The organism is Nocardioides sp. zg-1308 (assembly GCF_013155375.1).
GTDB lineage: Bacteria > Actinomycetota > Actinomycetes > Propionibacteriales > Nocardioidaceae > Nocardioides > Nocardioides renjunii.
On record NZ_JABJQY010000005.1, the window covers coordinates 344387 to 362451 of the forward strand.

At 71.2% G+C, this 18065-nt stretch carries 16 protein-coding genes; 6 read left to right on the forward strand and 10 right to left on the reverse strand.

Translation table 11 applies throughout. From position 1 onward, the window contains the following. Window position 1 precedes the first annotated feature (1 nt). The 5 genes from HN031_RS20270 to tkt are packed head-to-tail and all read right to left on the reverse strand — an operon-like array spanning window position 2 to window position 7320. On the reverse strand, window positions 2–919 hold the full coding sequence (locus HN031_RS20270; RefSeq protein WP_253943612.1) for a glucose-6-phosphate dehydrogenase assembly protein OpcA: 918 nt from the start codon (window positions 917–919) through the stop codon (window positions 2–4). After that, a complete protein-coding gene (gene zwf, locus HN031_RS20275) occupies window positions 916–2463 on the reverse strand; it encodes a glucose-6-phosphate dehydrogenase (protein ID WP_172274729.1) in 1548 nt (515 codons plus the stop codon). Before zwf ends, HN031_RS20270 begins: the two co-directional genes overlap by 4 nt. After that, window positions 2463–4127, reverse strand: coding sequence for a glucose-6-phosphate isomerase (pgi, locus tag HN031_RS20280; RefSeq protein ID WP_172274732.1), 1665 nt, complete (start codon window positions 4125–4127; stop codon window positions 2463–2465). Before pgi ends, zwf begins: the two co-directional genes overlap by 1 nt. Beyond that, window positions 4124–5239 (reverse strand): transaldolase, encoded by a 1116-nt coding sequence (gene tal, locus HN031_RS20285; protein ID WP_172274734.1) that lies wholly within the window; start codon window positions 5237–5239, stop codon window positions 4124–4126. Before tal ends, pgi begins: the two co-directional genes overlap by 4 nt. Window positions 5240–5286: 47 nt before the next feature. Beyond that, on the reverse strand, window positions 5287–7320 hold the full coding sequence (gene tkt / locus HN031_RS20290; RefSeq protein ID WP_253943673.1) for a transketolase: 2034 nt from the start codon (window positions 7318–7320) through the stop codon (window positions 5287–5289). A gap of 310 nt (window positions 7321–7630) precedes the next feature. Between tkt and HN031_RS20295 the strand changes: the two genes are divergently transcribed. The 3 genes from HN031_RS20295 to HN031_RS20305 all read left to right on the forward strand — a co-directional run bounded on the left by HN031_RS20295 (window position 7631) and on the right by HN031_RS20305 (window position 10460). Continuing rightward, entirely contained in the window at window positions 7631–8596 is a 966-nt protein-coding gene (locus HN031_RS20295; RefSeq protein WP_172274740.1) for a heme o synthase, read from the forward strand. A gap of 164 nt (window positions 8597–8760) precedes the next feature. After that, window positions 8761–9969 carry a hypothetical protein gene (locus HN031_RS20300; RefSeq protein ID WP_172274743.1) on the forward strand — a complete coding sequence of 403 codons (1209 nt, stop codon included), beginning with the start codon at window positions 8761–8763 and terminating at the stop codon, window positions 9967–9969. Next, window positions 9969–10460 (forward strand): class F sortase, encoded by a 492-nt coding sequence (locus HN031_RS20305; RefSeq protein WP_172274746.1) that lies wholly within the window; start codon window positions 9969–9971, stop codon window positions 10458–10460. Before HN031_RS20300 ends, HN031_RS20305 begins: the two co-directional genes overlap by 1 nt. A 58-nt stretch (window positions 10461–10518) precedes the next feature. On the opposite strand, the gene HN031_RS20310 is transcribed toward HN031_RS20305, so the two are convergent. Genes HN031_RS20310 through HN031_RS20330 form a run of 5 tightly spaced genes read right to left on the reverse strand, consistent with a single transcriptional unit; the run spans window position 10519 to window position 15102 of the window. Beyond that, entirely contained in the window at window positions 10519–11445 is a 927-nt protein-coding gene (locus HN031_RS20310) for a heme A synthase (protein ID WP_253943613.1), read from the reverse strand. Then, on the reverse strand, window positions 11445–12251 hold the full coding sequence (locus tag HN031_RS20315) for an ABC transporter permease (protein WP_322425304.1): 807 nt from the start codon (window positions 12249–12251) through the stop codon (window positions 11445–11447). Before HN031_RS20315 ends, HN031_RS20310 begins: the two co-directional genes overlap by 1 nt. Then, window positions 12248–13198, reverse strand: coding sequence for an ABC transporter ATP-binding protein (locus HN031_RS20320; RefSeq protein ID WP_322425303.1), 951 nt, complete (start codon window positions 13196–13198; stop codon window positions 12248–12250). The genes HN031_RS20315 and HN031_RS20320 overlap by 4 nt, the downstream gene beginning before the upstream one ends. Window positions 13199–13252: 54 nt before the next feature. Beyond that, window positions 13253–14113 carry an ABC transporter permease gene (locus tag HN031_RS20325; protein ID WP_172274749.1) on the reverse strand — a complete coding sequence of 287 codons (861 nt, stop codon included), beginning with the start codon at window positions 14111–14113 and terminating at the stop codon, window positions 13253–13255. Beyond that, window positions 14110–15102: an ATP-binding cassette domain-containing protein gene (locus HN031_RS20330; RefSeq protein ID WP_172274752.1), complete on the reverse strand. Its 993-nt coding sequence runs from the start codon at window positions 15100–15102 to the stop codon at window positions 14110–14112. Before HN031_RS20330 ends, HN031_RS20325 begins: the two co-directional genes overlap by 4 nt. A gap of 127 nt (window positions 15103–15229) precedes the next feature. Between HN031_RS20330 and HN031_RS20335 the strand changes: the two genes are divergently transcribed. The 3 genes from HN031_RS20335 (at window position 15230) to sufB (ending at window position 18062) form a co-directional block, all read left to right on the forward strand. Beyond that, window positions 15230–15883: a TetR/AcrR family transcriptional regulator gene (locus HN031_RS20335; protein WP_172274755.1), complete on the forward strand. Its 654-nt coding sequence runs from the start codon at window positions 15230–15232 to the stop codon at window positions 15881–15883. A 92-nt stretch (window positions 15884–15975) separates the two neighbouring features. Next, window positions 15976–16638 (forward strand): winged helix-turn-helix transcriptional regulator, encoded by a 663-nt coding sequence (locus HN031_RS20340; protein WP_322425302.1) that lies wholly within the window; start codon window positions 15976–15978, stop codon window positions 16636–16638. After that, complete coding sequence (gene sufB / locus HN031_RS20345) at window positions 16635–18062, forward strand: Fe-S cluster assembly protein SufB (protein WP_172274761.1); 1428 nt, start codon at window positions 16635–16637, stop codon at window positions 18060–18062. Before HN031_RS20340 ends, sufB begins: the two co-directional genes overlap by 4 nt. Window positions 18063–18065: the final 3 nt, after the last annotated feature.

Below are 18065 nucleotides of genomic sequence, written 5' to 3' on the forward strand. Positions count from 1 at the left end.
GTCAGGACTCCTTCTCGAGCGCGACGAGCCGGCGGGCGGTGGCGGCGTAGACGTCGTCCTCGTCGAGGCGGCGCAGCTCCTCGCTGAGCAGCGCGGGGACCTCCCGACGCTTGAGGGCCACCGGGCGGTCCGGGCGGCCGGGGGAGGAGAACGTCGCGAGCCGGCCGTCCTCGCGGGTGATCGTGATCGGTCCCTGCTTGGTGTCCATCACGACCTGGGTGATCCCCGGCCCCTCGGAGGTGTGCCGCTCCACCGGCACGCGCAGGCGGTCGTTGAGCCAGGCCACGAGCAGGTCGGCGCTCGGGCTGATCCGCTCGGCCGAGACCGAGGCGCGCGCCACCTTGACCGGGTGCTGGTCGAGGGCCGCGGCGAGCAGCGCCCGCCACGGCGTGAGGCGCGTCCAGCTGAGGTCGGTGTTGCCGGGCGCGTAGGACTGGCACTGGCGGTGCATGACCGAGGACTTGCCACGGGTGGCAGCCGCCGAGTCGGTGATGCGTCGCCGCGCCAGCGCCCCCAGCGGGTCGTCGGCCGGGTCGTCGGGCGGCTCGGTGGGCCACCAGATCGCCACGGGGGAGTCCGGCAGCAGCAGCGGCAGCACCACGGACTCGGCGTAGCGCACCACCTCGCCGCGCAACCGGATGAGCGCGGTCTCGCCGCCCCAGCCACCGCCGGTGCCGACGGTCGCGTCCACCTGGGGCTTGCCGCGCGCGTCGCCGAGGATGATGCCCAGCACGCGGGCCGGGTGCTCGCGCGAGGCCCGCTGCGCGGCCTGCATCGCGGCCTCGGCGTCCTCGTCGGGCACGACGATGATCAGCGTCATCACCATGCCCATCGCCGGGGACCCGGCACGGGTGCGGGCGCGTACGAACTCCGCGGCGATCTTGGACGAGGTGGTGTTCTGCAGCTCGAACATCGTCATGGCCTTCTCCAGGTGCGTCCTTCGCGGGCGAGCATCTTGTCGGCCGACTCCGGCCCCCAGGTGCCGGACGGGTAGGCCTCCGGCTTCCCCTTGCGGGCCCAGTGCTCGAGGATCGGGTCGAGGATCTTCCAGGACAGCTCGACCTCCTCGTGGCGCGGGAACAGCGGCGGGTCGCCGAGCAGCACGTCGAGGATCAGGCGCTCGTAGGCCTCGGCGCTCGCCTCGGTGAAGGATCCGCCGTAGGCGAAGTCCATGTTGACGTCGCGGATCTCCATCGCCGTGCCGGGGACCTTGGAGCCGAAGCGCATCGTCAGGCCCTCGTCGGGCTGCACGCGGATCACCAGGGCGTTCTGGGTGAGCTCCTCGGTCGACGTCGCGTTGAACGGCAGGTGCGGCGCCCTCTTGAAGACCACGGCCACCTCGGTGACCCGGCGGCCGAGGCGCTTGCCGGTGCGGAGGTAGAACGGCACGCCGGCCCACCGCCGGGTGTCGACGTGCAGCGTGATGGCGGCGAAGGTCTCGGTCCTGGACGTGCGACGGATGCCCTCCTCCTCGAGGAAGCCGATCACCTTCTCGCCGCCCTGCCAGCCGGGGCTGTACTGCCCGCGGGCCGTGGTGATGTCCAGCCGCGACGGCAGCACGACGGAGGAGAGGACCTTCTGCTTCTCCAACCGCAGGCTCTCGGCGTCGAACGACGTCGGCTCCTCCATCGCCACCAGTGCCATCAGCTGCAGCAGGTGGTTCTGGATGACGTCACGGGCGGCGCCGATGCCGTCGTAGTAGCCGGCCCGGCCGCCGATGCCGATGTCCTCGGCCATCGTGATCTGCACGTGGTCGACGTAGTTGGCGTTCCAGATCGGCTCGAACATGTTGTTGGCGAAGCGCATCGCCAGGATGTTCTGCACCGTCTCCTTGCCGAGGTAGTGGTCGATGCGGAAGACCGACTCGGGAGGGAAGACGCCGTCGAGCACGGCGTTGAGCTCGCGCGCCGACTCGAGGTCGTGGCCGAACGGCTTCTCGACCACGACGCGTCGCCACGGTTGCACGCCGTCGGCGTCGGCGGCCTGCTCGGCGAGGCCGTGCTCCTTGAGCTGGTCGACCACGACGCCGAAGAACGACGGCGGGATGGCGAGGTAGAAGGCGGTGTTGCCGCCGGTGCCGCGGACCTCCTCGAGCTCGTGCATGGTGCGGCGCAGGGTGTCGAACGCCTCGTCGTCGTCGAAGTTGCCCGACACGAAGCGGAAGCCCTCCGAGAGCTGGCGCCACACCTCCTCGCGGAACGGCGTACGCGCGTTGGCCTTGACCGCGTCGTAGACGATCTGCGCGAAGTCCTGGTCCTCCCAGTCGCGCCGCGCGAACCCGACCAGCGAGAAGCCGGGCGGCAGCAGCCCGCGGTTGGCCAGGTCGTAGATGGCCGGCATGACCTTCTTGCGCGACAGGTCGCCGGTCACGCCGAACAGCACCAGGCTCGACGGCCCGGCGATGCGCGGCAGCCGGCGGTCCTGCGGGTCGCGCAGCGGGTTGGGGCGGGGTGTGGAGGCCATCAGCGTCGCTGCTCCTGGTAGTAGGCGATCAGGGACTGGGTGGAGGGGTCCTGCTCCGCCGCGACCGACGCGTCGCCCGCCACCGCCGGCCGCAGCTCCTGCGCCAGCTGCTTGCCGAGCTCGACGCCCCACTGGTCGAAGCTGTCGATGCCCCAGACGGCGCCCTGCACGAACGTGACGTGCTCGTAGAGCGCGACCAGCTGCCCGAGGACGGCGGGGGTGAGCGCCGGCGCCATGATCGAGGTGGTCGGCCGGTTGCCCGGGAAGGTGCGAGCGGCGACGAGCTCCTCAGCGACGCCCTCGGCGCGCACCTCGTCGGAGGTGCGCCCAAAGGCGAGCGCCTTGGTCTGCGCCAGGAAGTTGGCGAGCAGCAGCTCGTGGACGTCGACGCGCTCGCCCTCCTCGGGCTCGTCGACGAGGGGGTACGCCGGCCGCGCGAAGGCGATGAAGTCCGCCGGCACGAGGCGGGTGCCCTGGTGGATCAGCTGGTAGAAGGCGTGCTGGCCGTTGGTGCCCGGCTCGCCCCAGAAGACCTCGCCCGTGTCGTAGCCGACGGCCTCGCCGTCCCACCGCACGCCCTTGCCGTTGGACTCCATGGTCAGCTGCTGGAGGTAGGCCGGGAACCGGTGCAGCAGCTGGGAGTAGGGCAGGACGGCGTGGGTGTGGGCGCCGAGGAAGTTGGTGTACCAGACGTTGAGCAGCCCCATCTTGAGCGGCACGTTGTCCTCGGCCGGCATCGTGTGGAAGTGCTCGTCCATCGCGTGGAAGCCGGCGAGCAGGTCGGCGAAGTGCTCCGGGCCGATGGCCACGACCAGGGAGAGGCCGATGGCCGAGTCCATCGAGTAGCGCCCGCCGACCCAGTCCCAGAAGCCGAACGCGTTGTCGGGGTCGATGCCGAAGTCGGCGACCTTGTCGAGGGCGGTCGAGACCGCCACGAAGTGCTGCGCGACCGCGGCGGCCGGGTCGCTGCCGGCCGGCAGGTGCTCGAGCAGCCACGTCCGGCACAGGCGCGCGTTGGTGAGCGTCTCCAGCGTCCCGAACGTCTTGCTGGAGACGATGAAGAGCGTGGTCTCCGGGTCGAGCCCGGTGAGCGCCTGCCCCGCGTCGGTCGGGTCGATGTTGCTGATGAAGCGGCAGGAGAGCCCGTCCTGGCGGTAGGGCTCGAGCGCCTCGTAGGCCATGACCGGGCCGAGGTCGGACCCGCCGATGCCGATGTTGACGACCGTCTGGATCCGCTTGCCGGTGACGCCCGTCCAGTCGCCGGAGCGGACCTGGTCGGCGAAGGCGTAGACGCGGGCGAGCACCTCGTGCACGTCGGCCACGACGTCGGTGCCGTCGACCGTCAGCGTCGCCTCGGGCGGCAGCCGCAGCGCGGTGTGGAGCACCGCACGGTCCTCCGTGACGTTGATGTGCTCGCCGGCGAACATCGCGTCCCGACGCCCGACGAGGTCCACCTCGTCGGCGAGGGCCAGCAGGGCGGCCTCCACGTCGTCGTCGAACAGGTTCTTCGACAGGTCGACGTGGAGGTCGGCCGCGTCCAGCGACTGCTGCTCGACCCACGACGTCGTCAGGGCGTCGCGCAGGTCGGCCCGGGGGGCCTGCGCCAGCCCGGTCAGCCGTGACCAGGCGTCCGTGGTCGTCGGGTCGACCGGCCCCTCGGTCATGCCCGCGCGGCCTCGAGCGACGCGGCGAGGGTCTCCTGCAGCTCGTCCCAGGCGACGACGAACTTGTCGACGCCCTCCTTGATGAGGGCCTTGATGACGTCGTCGTAGTCGATGCCGGCGTCGGCCAGCGCCTGCATGTGAGCGGCGGCGTCGTCGTAGAACGGCCGGATGCGGTCACCGCGCACCTCGCCGTGGTCGGCGACCGCGTCGAGGGTCTTCTCGGGCATCGTGTTGACGGTGTCGGCGGCGACCAGGTCGACGACGTACATGGTGTCGTCGTAGTCGGGGTTCTTCACGCCGGTGGAGGCCCACAGCGGCCGCTGCTTGCGCGCGCCCTTGGCCTCGAGCGCGGCCCAGCGCTCGCCCTGGAAGAAGTCCTCGTACATCTGGAAGGCCAGGCGGGCGTTGGCGACGCCGGCCTTGCCCCGCAGCGCCGGGTCGGTGCCCGGGCCACCGGTCGTCGCCTCGAGGCGCTTGTCGATCTCCGAGTCGACGCGGGAGACGAAGAACGACGCGACCGAGTGGATGCCGCTCAGGTCGTGGCCGTTGTCGGACGCCCGTTCCAGACCGGTGACGTATGCCTCCATCACGTTGCGGTACTGCTCGAGCCCGAAGATGAGGGTCACGTTGACCGAGATGCCGGCCGCGAGGGTCTCCGTGATCGCGGGCCAGCCCTCCTTCGTCCCCGGGATCTTGATCATCACGTTGGGCTCGCCGACGGTCTTGTGGAGGATCGCCGCCTCGGTGACGGTCTCGCCGGTGTCGTGGGCGAGACCGGGGGAGACCTCGATGGAGACGCGGCCGTCGACGCCGTCGGTGGCGTCGAAGACCGGGCGCATGACCTTGCAGGCCTCGCGCACGTCGTCGGTGGTGATGACGAGGGTCGCCTTGTCGACGTCGGCGCCCTGCGCCGCCAGCTCCCGGACCTGGGCGTCGTAGCGCTCGCCCTTGGCCAGCGCCGACTGGAAGATCGCCGGGTTGGACGTCACGCCGACGACGTGCCGGTTCTGGACGAGGTCGGCGAGGTTGCCGGTCTCGAGGCGCTCGCGGGACAGGTCGTCGAGCCAGATGGACACCCCGGCGTCAGCCAGGGCCTTGAGACGGTCGTTCATGGTGCCTCCTGAGGATCGGTGGTCGGTGGCTGCGGGCTCGGCCGACGTCAGTCGGTGAGCGTGCGCAGGCTGTCGCGAGCGGCGTTGGCCACCGCCTCGCCGGTGATGTCGAACTCCTCGTAGATGCGCGCGTAGTCGGCCGAGGCGCCGTAGTGGTCGATGGACACGATCCGGCCGTGGTCGCCGACGTACTCGCGCCAGCCCTGCTTCACGCCGGCCTCGACCGACACGCGGGCCTTGACCGTCGGGGGGAGCACGGTCTCGCGGTAGGCCTCCTCCTGCTCCTCGAACCACTCGAGGCAGGGCAGGGAGACGACGCGGGCACGGATGCCGTCCTCGGCGAGGAGGTCGCGCGCGGCGACTGCCACCTGCACCTCGGAGCCGGTGCCCATCAGGATGACGTCGGGGTCGCCGCCCTCGACGTCGAGGAGGACGTAGCCGCCGCGGTGCACGTTCGAGGTGTCGCTGAAGCCGTCCTCGCCGCGCGGGAAGACGGGGACGTTCTGGCGGGTGAGCGCGATGCCGGCCGGGTGGTCGGTGCGCTGGAGCACCGCGTGCCACGCGGCAGCGGTCTCGTTTGCGTCCGCGGGGCGTACGACGTCGAGGCCGGGGATCGCGCGCAGCGCCGCCAGGTGCTCGATCGGCTGGTGCGTCGGGCCGTCCTCGCCGAGGCCGATCGAGTCGTGGGTCCACACGTAGGTGACCGGCAGGCCCATCAGCGCGGCCAGGCGGACGGAGCCGCGCATGTAGTCGCTGAAGGTGAGGAAGGTGCCGCCGAAGACGCGGGTGCCGCCGTGGAGGGCGATGCCGTTGAGGATGCCGCCCATGCCGTGCTCGCGGATGCCGAAGTGCAGCACGCGTCCGGCGAGCGGGTCGCCCGACCACTGGTCGGTGGACCGGACCGCCGGGATGAAGGAGGGCGCGTCCTCGATGGTGGTGTTGTTGGACTCCGCCAGGTCGGCGGAGCCGCCCCACAGCTCGGGCATGACGGCCGCGACGGCGTTGATGACCGCGCCGGAGGCCTTGCGGGTGGCGACGCCCTTGGGGTCGGCGTCGAAGCTCGGCAGGGCGTCGGCCAGCCCCTCGGGCAGCGCCCGGGTCTGCATGCGACGGAAGACCTCGAGCCGCTCCTCGGGCGCGGCCGCCTGCCAGGCGTCGAACCGCTCCTGCCAGGCCGACTGCTCCAGCTTGCCGCGCTCCACGAGGGAGCGGGTGCGGGCGATGACGTCCTCGGGCACCTCGAAGTGCTTCTCGGGGTCGAAGCCGAGGATCTCCTTGGTCGCCGCCACCTCCTCGGCGCCGAGGGCGGAGCCGTGGGACTTGCCGGTGCCCTGCGCGGTCGGCGCGGGCCAGGCGATCAGGGTGCGCAGCACGACGAGGCTGGGGCGGTCGGTGACCTCGGCGGCGGCGCGCACCGCGTCGTACAGAGCGGGGACGTCCTCGACGTAGTCGGTGCCGTCGTTGGTCCAGTCGACGGTCTGCACGTGCCAGCCGTAGGCCTCGTAGCGGGCGCCGACGTCCTCGGTGAAGGCGACGTCGGTGTCGCCCTCGATGGAGATGCGGTTGGCGTCGTAGATCATCGTCAGGTTGCCGAGCTGCTGGGTGCCGGCGATCGAGGACGCCTCGGCGCTGATGCCCTCCTCGAGGTCGCCGTCGGAGCAGATCGCGTAGACGTGGTGGGTGAACGGGGAGTCGGCCTCCGCCGTGTCGGGGTCGAGCAGGCCGCGCTCGCGGCGGGCGGCCATGGCCATGCCGACCGCGTTGGCGACGCCCTGGCCGAGGGGGCCCGTGGTGGTCTCGACGCCGGCGGTGTGGCCGTGCTCGGGGTGCCCGGGGGTCTTGCTGCCCCAGGTGCGCAGCGAGCGCAGGTCCTCGATCTCGAGGCCCCAGCCGCCGAGGAAGAGCTGGGTGTAGAGGGTGATGGAGCTGTGGCCGGCCGAGAGCACGAAGCGGTCGCGACCGGTCCAGTGCGGGTCGGCCGGGTTGTGCCGCATCACCTTCTGGAAGAGCAGGTACGCCGCGGGCGCCAGGCTCATGGCGGTGCCGGGGTGGCCGTTGCCGACCTTCTGCACCGCGTCCATCGCGAGCACACGGGAGGTGTCGACAGCTCTGTCGTCGATCTCGTCCCACTCGAGCGTGGCGGGCAGGGCGGAGTTCTCGGACAACGCGGTTCCTCTCGATGGAGTGCAGCCGGGGTTCAGCCGTGGGGCCGGGGAGTGCAGGATCACAGACCTGCGGAGGTGGCCTCGACTGCGAGCCTATCGCCGGGGCCGAGTAGACTCGACCCCACCCGAGGGTGGCCCGGGACGTCGCTCCTCCGGCCGTTCACGGCCTCCGGTTCCCACAACTCCGGGTCCCATCCGTCTCCACCCCGTCCCCTGAGGTGCCACTGTGTCCCACGCCGGCTCGCGCGCTGGTGCGTCCGCCCGGCCGTCGACCGGTGGCGACCCCGACGACGACGGCGCCAAGACCTGGCGCGACGTCGTCGGCGCCTACGTCGGGCTGACCAAGCCGCGGGTCATCGAGCTGCTGCTGCTGACCACCGTGCCGGTGATGTTCTTCGCCGACCGCGGCATCCCGCCGCTCGGCCTGGTCGCGGCGACCGTCGTGGGCGGCGCGCTGTCGGCCGGCTCGGCGTCGGCCTTCAACTGCGTCTACGACCGCGACATCGACGAGCAGATGCGGCGTACGCGCCGCCGCGCCCTGCCGCGCCACATCGTCTCGCCGCTGTCGGCCCTCGTCTTCGCCACCGTCCTGGCCGTGCTGTCGACGGTGGTGCTGGCGCTGTGGGTCAACTGGCTCTCGGCGACGCTCTCGCTGCTCGCCAACGCCTTCTACGTGCTCGTCTACACCATCCTGCTCAAGCGCCGCACGACGCAGAACATCGTGTGGGGCGGGCTGGCGGGCTGCTTCCCGGCGCTGATCGGCTGGACCGCCGTCACCGGCGAGCTGGCGTGGACGCCGGTCGTGCTGTTCCTCGTGGTGTTCTTCTGGACGCCGCCGCACACCTGGGCGCTGGCGCTGCGCTACCGCGAGGACTACCGCAACGTCGACGTGCCCATGCTGCCCGTCGTGAAGCCGGCGGCCGAGGTCGGTCGGCAGGTCGTGCTCTACAGCTGGGTCATGGTGGCCACCTCGCTGCTGCTCTGGCCGGTGGCCGGCACCAGCCTGGTCTACCCGGTGGCGGCGGCCGTGCTGGGAGCGGTGTTCCTCGTCGAGGCCCACCGCATGTGGGCGCGCACGAAGGTCTCCGACGCCCTGGGGGAGATCAACCCGATGCGGCTCTTCCACACCTCGAACCTCTACCTGTCCCTCCTTTTCGTCGCAGTTGCGCTGGATCCCCTGCTCGGCCGCTGACGATCTCCGAGCGCCCTAGCGCATATTGACGAACTCGTCAGACGACTGAGGGAATCCAGAGAGCATCTTGAGACAACCTCTCGTGTTTGCCGCTCCCGCGCCGCGTTGAATCGAGTGATGGGGAGGCAGCGGGCGTCCCCACGCTATTTGGGGGTTTGTCACACATGTCTTCAGCACCACACGAGAGCCTGAGCGAACAGGTCGGCGGGCAGGGCGCAGGACGTACGTCCTCCCTGAACCGCACGGTGTCACGCGTCGTCACGCTCGTCCTGGCCGTCGGCTTCGCCGTCGTCGGGATCGCCGGCGCCGCGAGCGCCCACCACAACACCATCACCGGCTCCGTCGCCTGCAAGACGGGCGGGGGCTGGACCGTCACCTGGACGGTCACCAACAGCGAGACCGTCACCGAGACGATCACGGCCTCCAACCGGTCCGTCGTCCCGGTGGGCACCAAGCTGACGTCCACGCAGACCGCGAAGTTCACCGAGACCGTCACCAGCAAGCCGACGGGTGACGTCACCCTGCGGCTCGACGCCAGGTGGGACAACGGCAACACCAACACGAGCTACGGCACCATCCCGGTCTACAAGTTCACCGACAACTGCGTCGTGAAGACCGTGCAGCCGCCGACCGTGCCGGTGGTCGACGACTGTGGTCCGGGCAACGCCCACTACGGCCAGGTGCCCACCGGCCCCTGGACCGTGACGACCCACTCCAACGGCAGCCTCACGGTCACCACCACCCCGGGACACCAGTTCCCCAACGGGCAGACGACCCTGACCTACCCGGCGCCGACCGACAGCAACGTGCCGTGCCCGCCCACCACCGTCCAGCCGCCGACCGTGCCGGTCGTCGACGACTGTGGTCCGGGCAACGCCCACTACGGCCAGGTGCCCACCGGCCCCTGGACGGCGACGACCAACTCCGACGGCAGTCTCACGCTGACCGCCACCCCGGGGCACCAGTTCCCCAACGGTCAGACCACCACGACCTACCCCGTGCCGACCGACAGCAACGTGCCCTGCCCGACCCCGCCGGTCGTCACCCCGCCGGTCACGCCGCCGGTGGTCACGCCGCCCGAGGTGCTGCCCGCCCAGGTCCGGGTCGTCCGGGCGCAGGCCCGCATGATCGACAAGTGCGGTCGCAGCGGTGACCGGATCAAGGTTGGCGAGCGCTCCGGTGTCGTCTACAAGTCGCGCGGCAAGGTGCTGCGTCAGGGCGCCTGGCTCAAGGCGACGCACCGGTCGGTGACCGTCCGCGCCTTCGCCGCCGACGCGTCCTACCGGCTCGAGGGCAAGCGGGTGTGGAAGATGACCTTCAGCACCCGGCCGTGCGCGGCCGCCCCGGAGATCGCGCCGAACACCGGATCCTGATGCGCGGCACCGTGCTGGCACGCCTCCTCGTGGGCGTGACGCTCGGCGCCACAGTCCTCGTCGGTCAGGGAGCGGCGGCCCACGCCGCCCCTGACCGGCTGCGGATCCCGACGCTGGGCACCGACGCGGCCGTCATCCAGGTGGCGGCGCGCAACAACACGCTGGCCGTCGGCTCGCGCCTCCGCGGCGCGGTCTACACGTGGGCGCAGGGCGACCCGCCCTGCGACCCGACGGGCAGCACCGTCTACGCCGGCCACGCCTGGCGCGCCGGCAACGGCGTGGCGGACAGGTGGGGGCAGCTCCGTCGCGGTGACGTCGTCACCGTCGGCGGCTGCGACTTCGAGGTGACGCGGCGAGAGTTCTGGCCGGCCAAGCGCCGGATGGGATCGCTCTACTCCGTGTCGGGGCCGGCGCGCATCGTGCTCGTCGGCTGCAAGGCCGACGACTACGCCAAGCGCACCGTCGTCTTCGCGCGCAAGGTCGAGCGCTGACCCGTCCGGGTCGCACCGGCTCGACGTACGACCGGTCCTGGGAGGGACCCGGGGAGGGCTAGGGCAGGCGGGTCGCAGCGTGGGGCTGCGGCTCGCCGCCTGCGCTCGCCTCGTGCACGGCCCGGTGCGGCAGCACCGCGAGGCCGATCCGCGCGAGACCCGCGGCGAGCAGCGCCGCTCCCAGCATGTGCAGGGCGACCAGGCCGACCGGCAGGTCGAGCCAGTACTGCACCCAGCCGAGCACGCCCTGCAGCACCTCGACGAGCAGCACCAGGGCGGTCACCGTCGCCAGCCACCGGTGGCCACCACGTCGCGCCACGACGAGCAGCGCGACCGTGAGCGCGACCAGGACGTAGACCGACGACGCGTGCACCTGCGAGACGGTCGACGGGTCGAGGCCGTTGCGGGGCGACTCCGTGTCGCCGGCGTGCGGACCGGCGCCGGTGACGACGGTGCCGAGGTAGAGCACCACCCAGCCGACGGCCAGGGTGGCCCAGGCGAGCGCCCGGGGCAGCGGGGGAGCGACGTCCCGGTCGGGACTGCGCAGCTCGTCGACGAGCGCGACGCACACCATGATCATCGCCATCGACAGCAGGAAGTGTCCGGCCACGATCCACGGGTTGAGGTCGGTCAGCACCGTGATGCCCCCGAGCACCGCCTGCAGCGGGATGCCGAGGCCGATGACGACCGAGAGCCGGGTGGCGCGCCGGTGGCGAGCGCCGAGGGCGGCGAGGAAGCAGAGCACGGCGATCGCGGCCAGCGCGAAGGTGAGCAGCCGGTTGCCGAACTCGATGGCCCCGTGGAGGCCCAGCTCGCCGTGGGCGACGTACGACGCATCCGTGCACCGCGGCCAGGTCGGGCAACCCAGGCCGGACCCGGTCAGCCGCACGGCGGCGCCGGTGACGACGATGCCGATGTTGGCGACCAGGTTGGCGACCGCGAGGGGCCAGAGGAACCGGGAGAGCCGGTCGAGCACGACGTGCATCATTCCCACCTGAAGGTTCGAGCAGTGAGCACCGTGCCGATCGCCGTCCACGCGGCGAGCACGAGCAGGGACCGGACGTCGACGTCGGCCTCGACGAGGGCGGCGCGCATCGCCTCGCCCAAGGCTCCTGAGGGCAGCCACTGGATGACCGACGAGGCGGCGCCGTAGGTGCTGGCGGGGAGGACGACGCCGCCCCCGGCCATGAGCAGCAGGTAGACGAGGTTGGCCAGCGCCAGCGTGGCCTCGGCGCGCAGCACGCCGGCGACGAAGAGGCCGAGCGAGGCGAAGGCCGCCGTGCCGAGGGCCACCGCAAGCACCAGGCCGACGACCGAGCGGGGCGGGTCGGCCGGCGTGGGCTCCCACCCGAGCACCAGGCCGACGACCACGAGCACCACGAGCTGCAGCGCCACCACGTTGAGCAGGGCCAGGACCTTGCCGAGCAGGAGTCCGTGGCGGGGCAGCGGCGACGAGCCGAGCAGCTTGATGACGCCGTAGCGGCGCTCGAAGCCCGTCGCGATCGCCACCGACGTGAAGGCGGTGGACATCACGGCCAGGGCCAGGACGCCCGGGGTGAGGACGTCCACGGCGCGGTGGCCGTCGAGGTCGATCCCGATGCGTCCGGCCGCGGCGACGCCGCCGACGAGGACGATGACCGGGATGACGATGGCGAGCAGGAGCTGCTCCCCGTTGCGCAGCATCAGTCGCGCCTCCATGCGCGACTGGGCCAGCACCATCCGGGAGAGGGCGGCGGCGCCGGGCGCGGGGGTGAAGGTGCGCGCGGTGGCGCTCGTGCCGGAGGTGCTCACGGGGCGAGCTCGCGTCCGGTGAGCTCGAGGAAGACGTCCTCGAGGGTGCGCTGGCCGAGGTTCAGCGTCTGGGGCAGCACGTCGTGCCGCTCGCACCACCGCGAGACGAGGCCGAGCGTGCTCGAGTCGGCAGGGCCGTGGATGAGCATGCTGACCTCGTCGAGCTGGCGCACCTCCGTCTCGGGGCCGAGCTCGGCGCGCAGCGACTCGGGGGCACCGTCGGGGAACGGCCGGTTGACGACGAGGCGGATCGTGGCGGAGCGTCCCCCGCGGGTGAGCTCGGCGGGCGTGCCGCTGGCGATCACGGTGCCCCGGTCGATGATGTGGATGCGGTCGGCGAGCTGCTCGGCCTCGTCCATGTGGTGAGTGGTGAGCACGACGGTCACGCCGTCGGCGCGGATCTCCCGCAGCATCTCCCACGTGGTGCGCCGCGCCTGCGGGTCCATCCCTGCGGTGGGCTCGTCGACGAAGACGAGCTCGGGCCGGCCGACGAGGGCGATGGCCAGGCCCAGCCGCTGCTTCTGCCCGCCGGACAGCCGCCGGTAGGGCGTACGGCCGCAGTCGCCGAGGCCGAGCCGGTCGCTCAGCATCGCGGTGTCGAGCGGGTGCGCGTGCAGCGAGGCCATGTGCTCCAGCATCTCCCCGGCCCGTACGCCGCTCCAGGCGCCGCCGGACTGGAGCATCACGCCGATCCGGGGGAGCAGGGCCGCGCGGTCGCGCTGCGGGTCGAGCCCGAGCACGCGCACGGTGCCCTGCTGCGGGACGCGGTAGCCCTCGCAGGTCTCCAGCGTCGTGGTCTTCCCGGCACCGTTGGGTCCGAGGACCGCGGTGATGGAGCCGCGGGCGACGTCGAGGGAGAGGCCGTCGACGGCCACCTTGTCGCCGTAGGCCATCACGAGCCCCGAGATGTCGACGGCCGGGTCGACGGAGGAGGGGGCGGGCGGCACCCGGTCAGTCTAGGAAGCGGTGCCAGCCCGCCCGTCCACGGGGCGTGCGGGGACTCAGTCGGCGGTGCGCCGGTTGAACGTCCGGATCGCCAGGGGCGCCACGACCACGGTGATCAGCACGATCCAGCCGATGGTGAAGGCGACGGGGTGCTGCAGCGGCAGGGCCGCGTCGGCGGGCAGCGGGGTGTCGTTGCCCCACAGCTCCCGCACGGCCTGGGTGAGGCTGGAGATCGGGTTCCACTCCGCGACCGTCCGCAGCCAGCTGGGCATGTTGTCGGTGGGCCCGAAGGTGTTGGCCAGGAACGTGATCGGGAACATGGTGGCGAACATGACGCCGTTGACGGCCTCCACCGACCGCATGGCGGAGCCCACCCAGATGCCGATCCAGATCATCGCGAAGCCCCAGCCCAGCAGCAGGACGTAGCCCAGGGCAGCCTCGGCGACGTTGGTGTGGATGCGCCAGCCGATGAACAGGCCGGTGACCGACATGATGACCAGGCCGATCGAGGAGTGCATGAGGCTCGAGATCGACCGGCCGACCAGCACCGCGGCGGGGTTGATGGGCAGCGAGCGCATCCGGTCGACGATGCCCTTCTCGAGGTCCGCCGTCAGGCCGACCGCCACGATGAAGGAGGCGAAGGCGATCGTCTGGGCCATGATGCCGGCGAGCAGCCACGCCTTGTAGCCGCCCTCGGTGTCGACCTCGATCGAGCTGCCGAAGACGAAGGCGAAGAGCAGGACGAACATCACCGGCTGGATGGTGACGTCGAGCAGCATCTCCGGCATGCGCTTGATGTGCGTCAGGTTGCGCCTCACGATGGCGAGCGACTGGCGCGCCAGGCCGGTCTGCACGATCTCGGGGCGCTCGAGCGCGGGGCGTGGTGTCAGGCGCGAGCCCTGGTCGGTGTTGGTCATGCGGGCACCTCCTCGGTGGCGTTGCTCTCGTGGTCGCCGGCGGGCGCGTCCTCGGCCCGGTGGCCGGTCAGGTGCAGGAACACGTCGTCGAGGCTGGGTCGTTTGAGGCCGAGGTCGTCGAGCTCGATCCGGCTCTCCGCGAAGAGGCTGGCGACGCGGGTCATGTGCTCGAGGCCCTCGGCCGGTGCGGTGAGCTGGCGGGCGCCCGGCTCGACGTGCACCGCCTCCACGTGCGCGCGCAGCATCTGCTCGGCGATCGGCAGGTCCTCGGCGTGGGAGACGGTGACGACCAGGGACGCGGCCCCCGACTGGTCCTTGAGCTGCAGCGGCGTGCCCTCGGCGATCACCGTGCCGCGGTCGATGACCACGATGTTGTCGGCGAGCTGGTCGGCCTCCTCGAGGTACTGCGTCGTCAGCAGGAGCGTGGTGCCGTCGCTGACCAGGTCGCGCAGGACCTCCCACAGCTCGAGCCGGCTGCGCGGGTCGAGCCCGGTGGTCGGCTCGTCGAGGAACAGCACCGGCGGCGTCGCGATGAGGCTGACGGCCAGGTCGAGGCGCCGGCGCATGCCGCCGGAGTAGGTCTTGGCGATCTTGTCGCCGGCCTCGGCGAGGGAGAAGCGCTCGAGCAGGTCGCTCGTGGCGCGCCGGATGTAGGCGGGGGACAGGCCGTAGAGCGACCCGATCAGCTGAAGGTTCTCCTTGCCGGTCAGGAGCTCGTCCACGGTGGCGGCCTGGCCGGTCAGCCCCATGCTGCGTCGTACGTCGCGCGGGGCTGTGAGGATGTCGTGACCGGCCACCGACCCGGTGCCCGACGTGGGCCGGGTCAGGGTCGTCATCATCCGCACGGTCGTGGTCTTGCCGGCGCCGTTGGGCCCGAGCAGGCCCAGCACCGATCCGGTCGGCACGGTGAAGCTCACGTCGTCCACGGCCGTCTTGTCGCCGAACGTCTTCACCAGGTTGCGGGCCTCGATGGCCACCGAGCTCGTCATGTCACTCACCTTGGGGTCGAATGCGGTCAGGTCCTGTCCGCTGCTGTCCGCGAATCGGTGGTGCTCGGTCCGCGTCCTCTGTGTCTACACCGTGGACATCGAAATGTCTACACCGTAGACTTGCCGCATGGTCCAGACCGCGTACCACCACGGCGACCTGCGCGTCGCCCTCGTGCAGACGGCCTTCGAGGCCGCCCGCACCGGCGGCACGGAGGCGATCGTGATGCGGGAGGTCACCCGGCGTGCGGGCGTCACCCCGCGTGCGGCCTACCGCCACTTCCTCGACCGCGACGCGCTCGTGCGCGCGGTGGCCCAGCGTGCGCTCGCCGAGCTGGCCGCCGCGGTCGACGACCGGCTCGAGGTCCGCGACGACGCCGACGGTCCCGACGGCCGGCAGATGCTCCAGGCCGTGGGGGAGGCCTACATCGCCTTCGCGCTCGACGAGCCGGGCCTGTTCGACGCGGCGTTCTTCGCGATGGACGACATGCTCAGCTCGACGTCCCCGGAGGCCACGGCGCGCTCGGGGCTCTCGCCCTACCAGCAGCTCGAGCTGGCGCTGGCCGCCCTGGTGCGCGAGGGCCGGCTGGCCGAGGAGCACGTCGGCGACGCGACCATCACCTGCTGGTCCGGGGTGCACGGCTATGCCACGCTGACGGCGCGCGGTCCGCTCCGCGAGCTGCCGCGCGAGCTCATCGACGACCAGGGCCGTCGCCTCGTGGCCTCGCTGGTCGACGCGGTGACCGCGCTCACGGGCCCGACCACTAAGGGCAACCTTCCTTGAAGACGCGGAAGCAATAACGTCACACTGGTGTTGTGCAATTCGTGAGGACAACCGCTGCGACCCCCGACGGGGACGCTCCCACCCGTGACCGGGTGGCTCGGTCGATCCTCGAGAACGGCCCGAGCACGGCCGCCGACCTCGCCCTGCGCCTCGACCTCACCGCCGCGGCCGTGCGCCGCCACCTCGACCACCTCGTGGCCGAGGAAGTCGTGGAGTCGCGCGAGCGCAAGGTCTACGGCACCCGGGGCCGCGGGCGGCCCGCCAAGGTGTTCGGCCTCACCGAGGCCGGTCGCGACAGCTTCGACCAGCAGTACGACGACCTCGCCGTGCAGGCGCTCCGGTTCCTGGCCGAGACGCAGGGCGAGGGCGCCGTCCTTGAGTTCGCCCGCCGCCGGGTGGCCTTCGTCGAGGGCGACTACGCCGCCGTCACGGCCGTCGACCCCGAGCTGAGCCCCGCCGAGGCGCTGGCCCGGGTGTTCACCCAGAACGGCTACGCCGCCTCGGTGCGCGACCTGGCGCCGGTCAACGGCGTCAGCATGGGCGAGCAGCTGTGCCAGCAGCACTGCCCCGTGTCCCACGTCGCGCACGAGTTCCCCCAGCTCTGCGAGGCCGAGACCGAGGCCATCGGCCGCGTCCTCGGCACCCACGTCCAACGCCTGGCGACCATCGCCCACGGCGACGGCGTCTGCACCACCTGCATCCCCCAGACCCTCAAGCCGGACCTCGAGCAGGACCCCACGAAGGAGCAGTCATGACCCAGAACCTGAGCATCGAAGACCTCAACCCCGAGCTCAAGGGCATCGGGCGCTACGAGTTCGGCTGGGCCGACAAGGACGACGCCGGCGCCGGCGCGAAGCGCGGCCTCAACGAGGACGTCGTGCGCGACATCTCCGGCAAGAAGTCCGAGCCGCAGTGGATGCTCGACCTGCGCCTCAAGGGCCTCAAGCTCTTCCACCGCAAGCCCATGCCCACGTGGGGCTCGGACCTGTCGACGATCGACTTCGACAACATCAAGTACTTCGTGCGCTCCAGCGAGAAGCAGGCCACGTCCTGGGAGGAGCTGCCCGAGGACATCAAGAACACCTACGACAAGCTCGGCATCCCCGAGGCGGAGAAGCAGCGCCTCGTCGCGGGCGTCGCCGCGCAGTACGAGTCGGAGGTCGTCTACCACTCGATCCGCGAGGACCTCGAGGAGAAGGGCGTCATCTTCGTCGACACCGACACCGCGCTGAAGGAGCACGAGGAGCTCTTCAAGGAGTACTTCGGCACCGTCATCCCGGTCGGTGACAACAAGTTCTCCGCGCTCAACACCTCGGTGTGGTCCGGCGGCTCGTTCATCTACGTGCCCAAGGGCGTCCACGTCGACATCCCGCTGCAGGCCTACTTCCGGATCAACACCGAGAACATGGGCCAGTTCGAGCGGACGCTGATCATCGCGGACGAGGACTCCTACGTGCACTACGTCGAGGGCTGCACCGCGCCGATCTACTCCTCGGACTCGCTGCACTCCGCGGTCGTCGAGATCATCGTGAAGAAGGGCGCCCGCGTCCGCTACACGACGATCCAGAACTGGTCCAACAACGTCTACAACCTCGTCACCAAGCGCGCGACCTGCGAGGCCGGCGCGACGATGGAGTGGGTCGACGGCAACATCGGCTCCAAGGTGACGATGAAGTACCCCGCCATCTACCTCATGGGTGAGCACGCCAAGGGCGAGACGCTGTCCATCGCCTTCGCGGGCGAGGGCCAGCACCAGGACGCCGGCGCCAAGATGGTGCACGCGGCGCCGCACACCTCGTCGTCCATCCTGAGCAAGTCGGTGGCGCGCGGCGGCGGGCGCACGTCGTACCGGGGGCTGATCCAGGTCAACGAGGGCGCGCACGGCTCGAAGTCCAACGTGCTGTGCGACGCGCTGCTCGTCGACCAGATCAGCCGCAGCGACACCTACCCCTACGTCGACATCCGCGAGGACGACGTGTCCATGGGTCACGAGGCGAGCGTCTCGAAGGTCTCCGACGACCAGCTCTTCTACCTCATGTCGCGCGGCATGGAGCAGGACGAGGCGATGGCGATGATCGTGCGCGGCTTCGTCGAGCCGATCGCCAAGGAGCTGCCGATGGAGTACGCCCTCGAGCTCAACCGCCTCATCGAGCTGCAGATGGAGGGCGCGGTCGGCTGATCG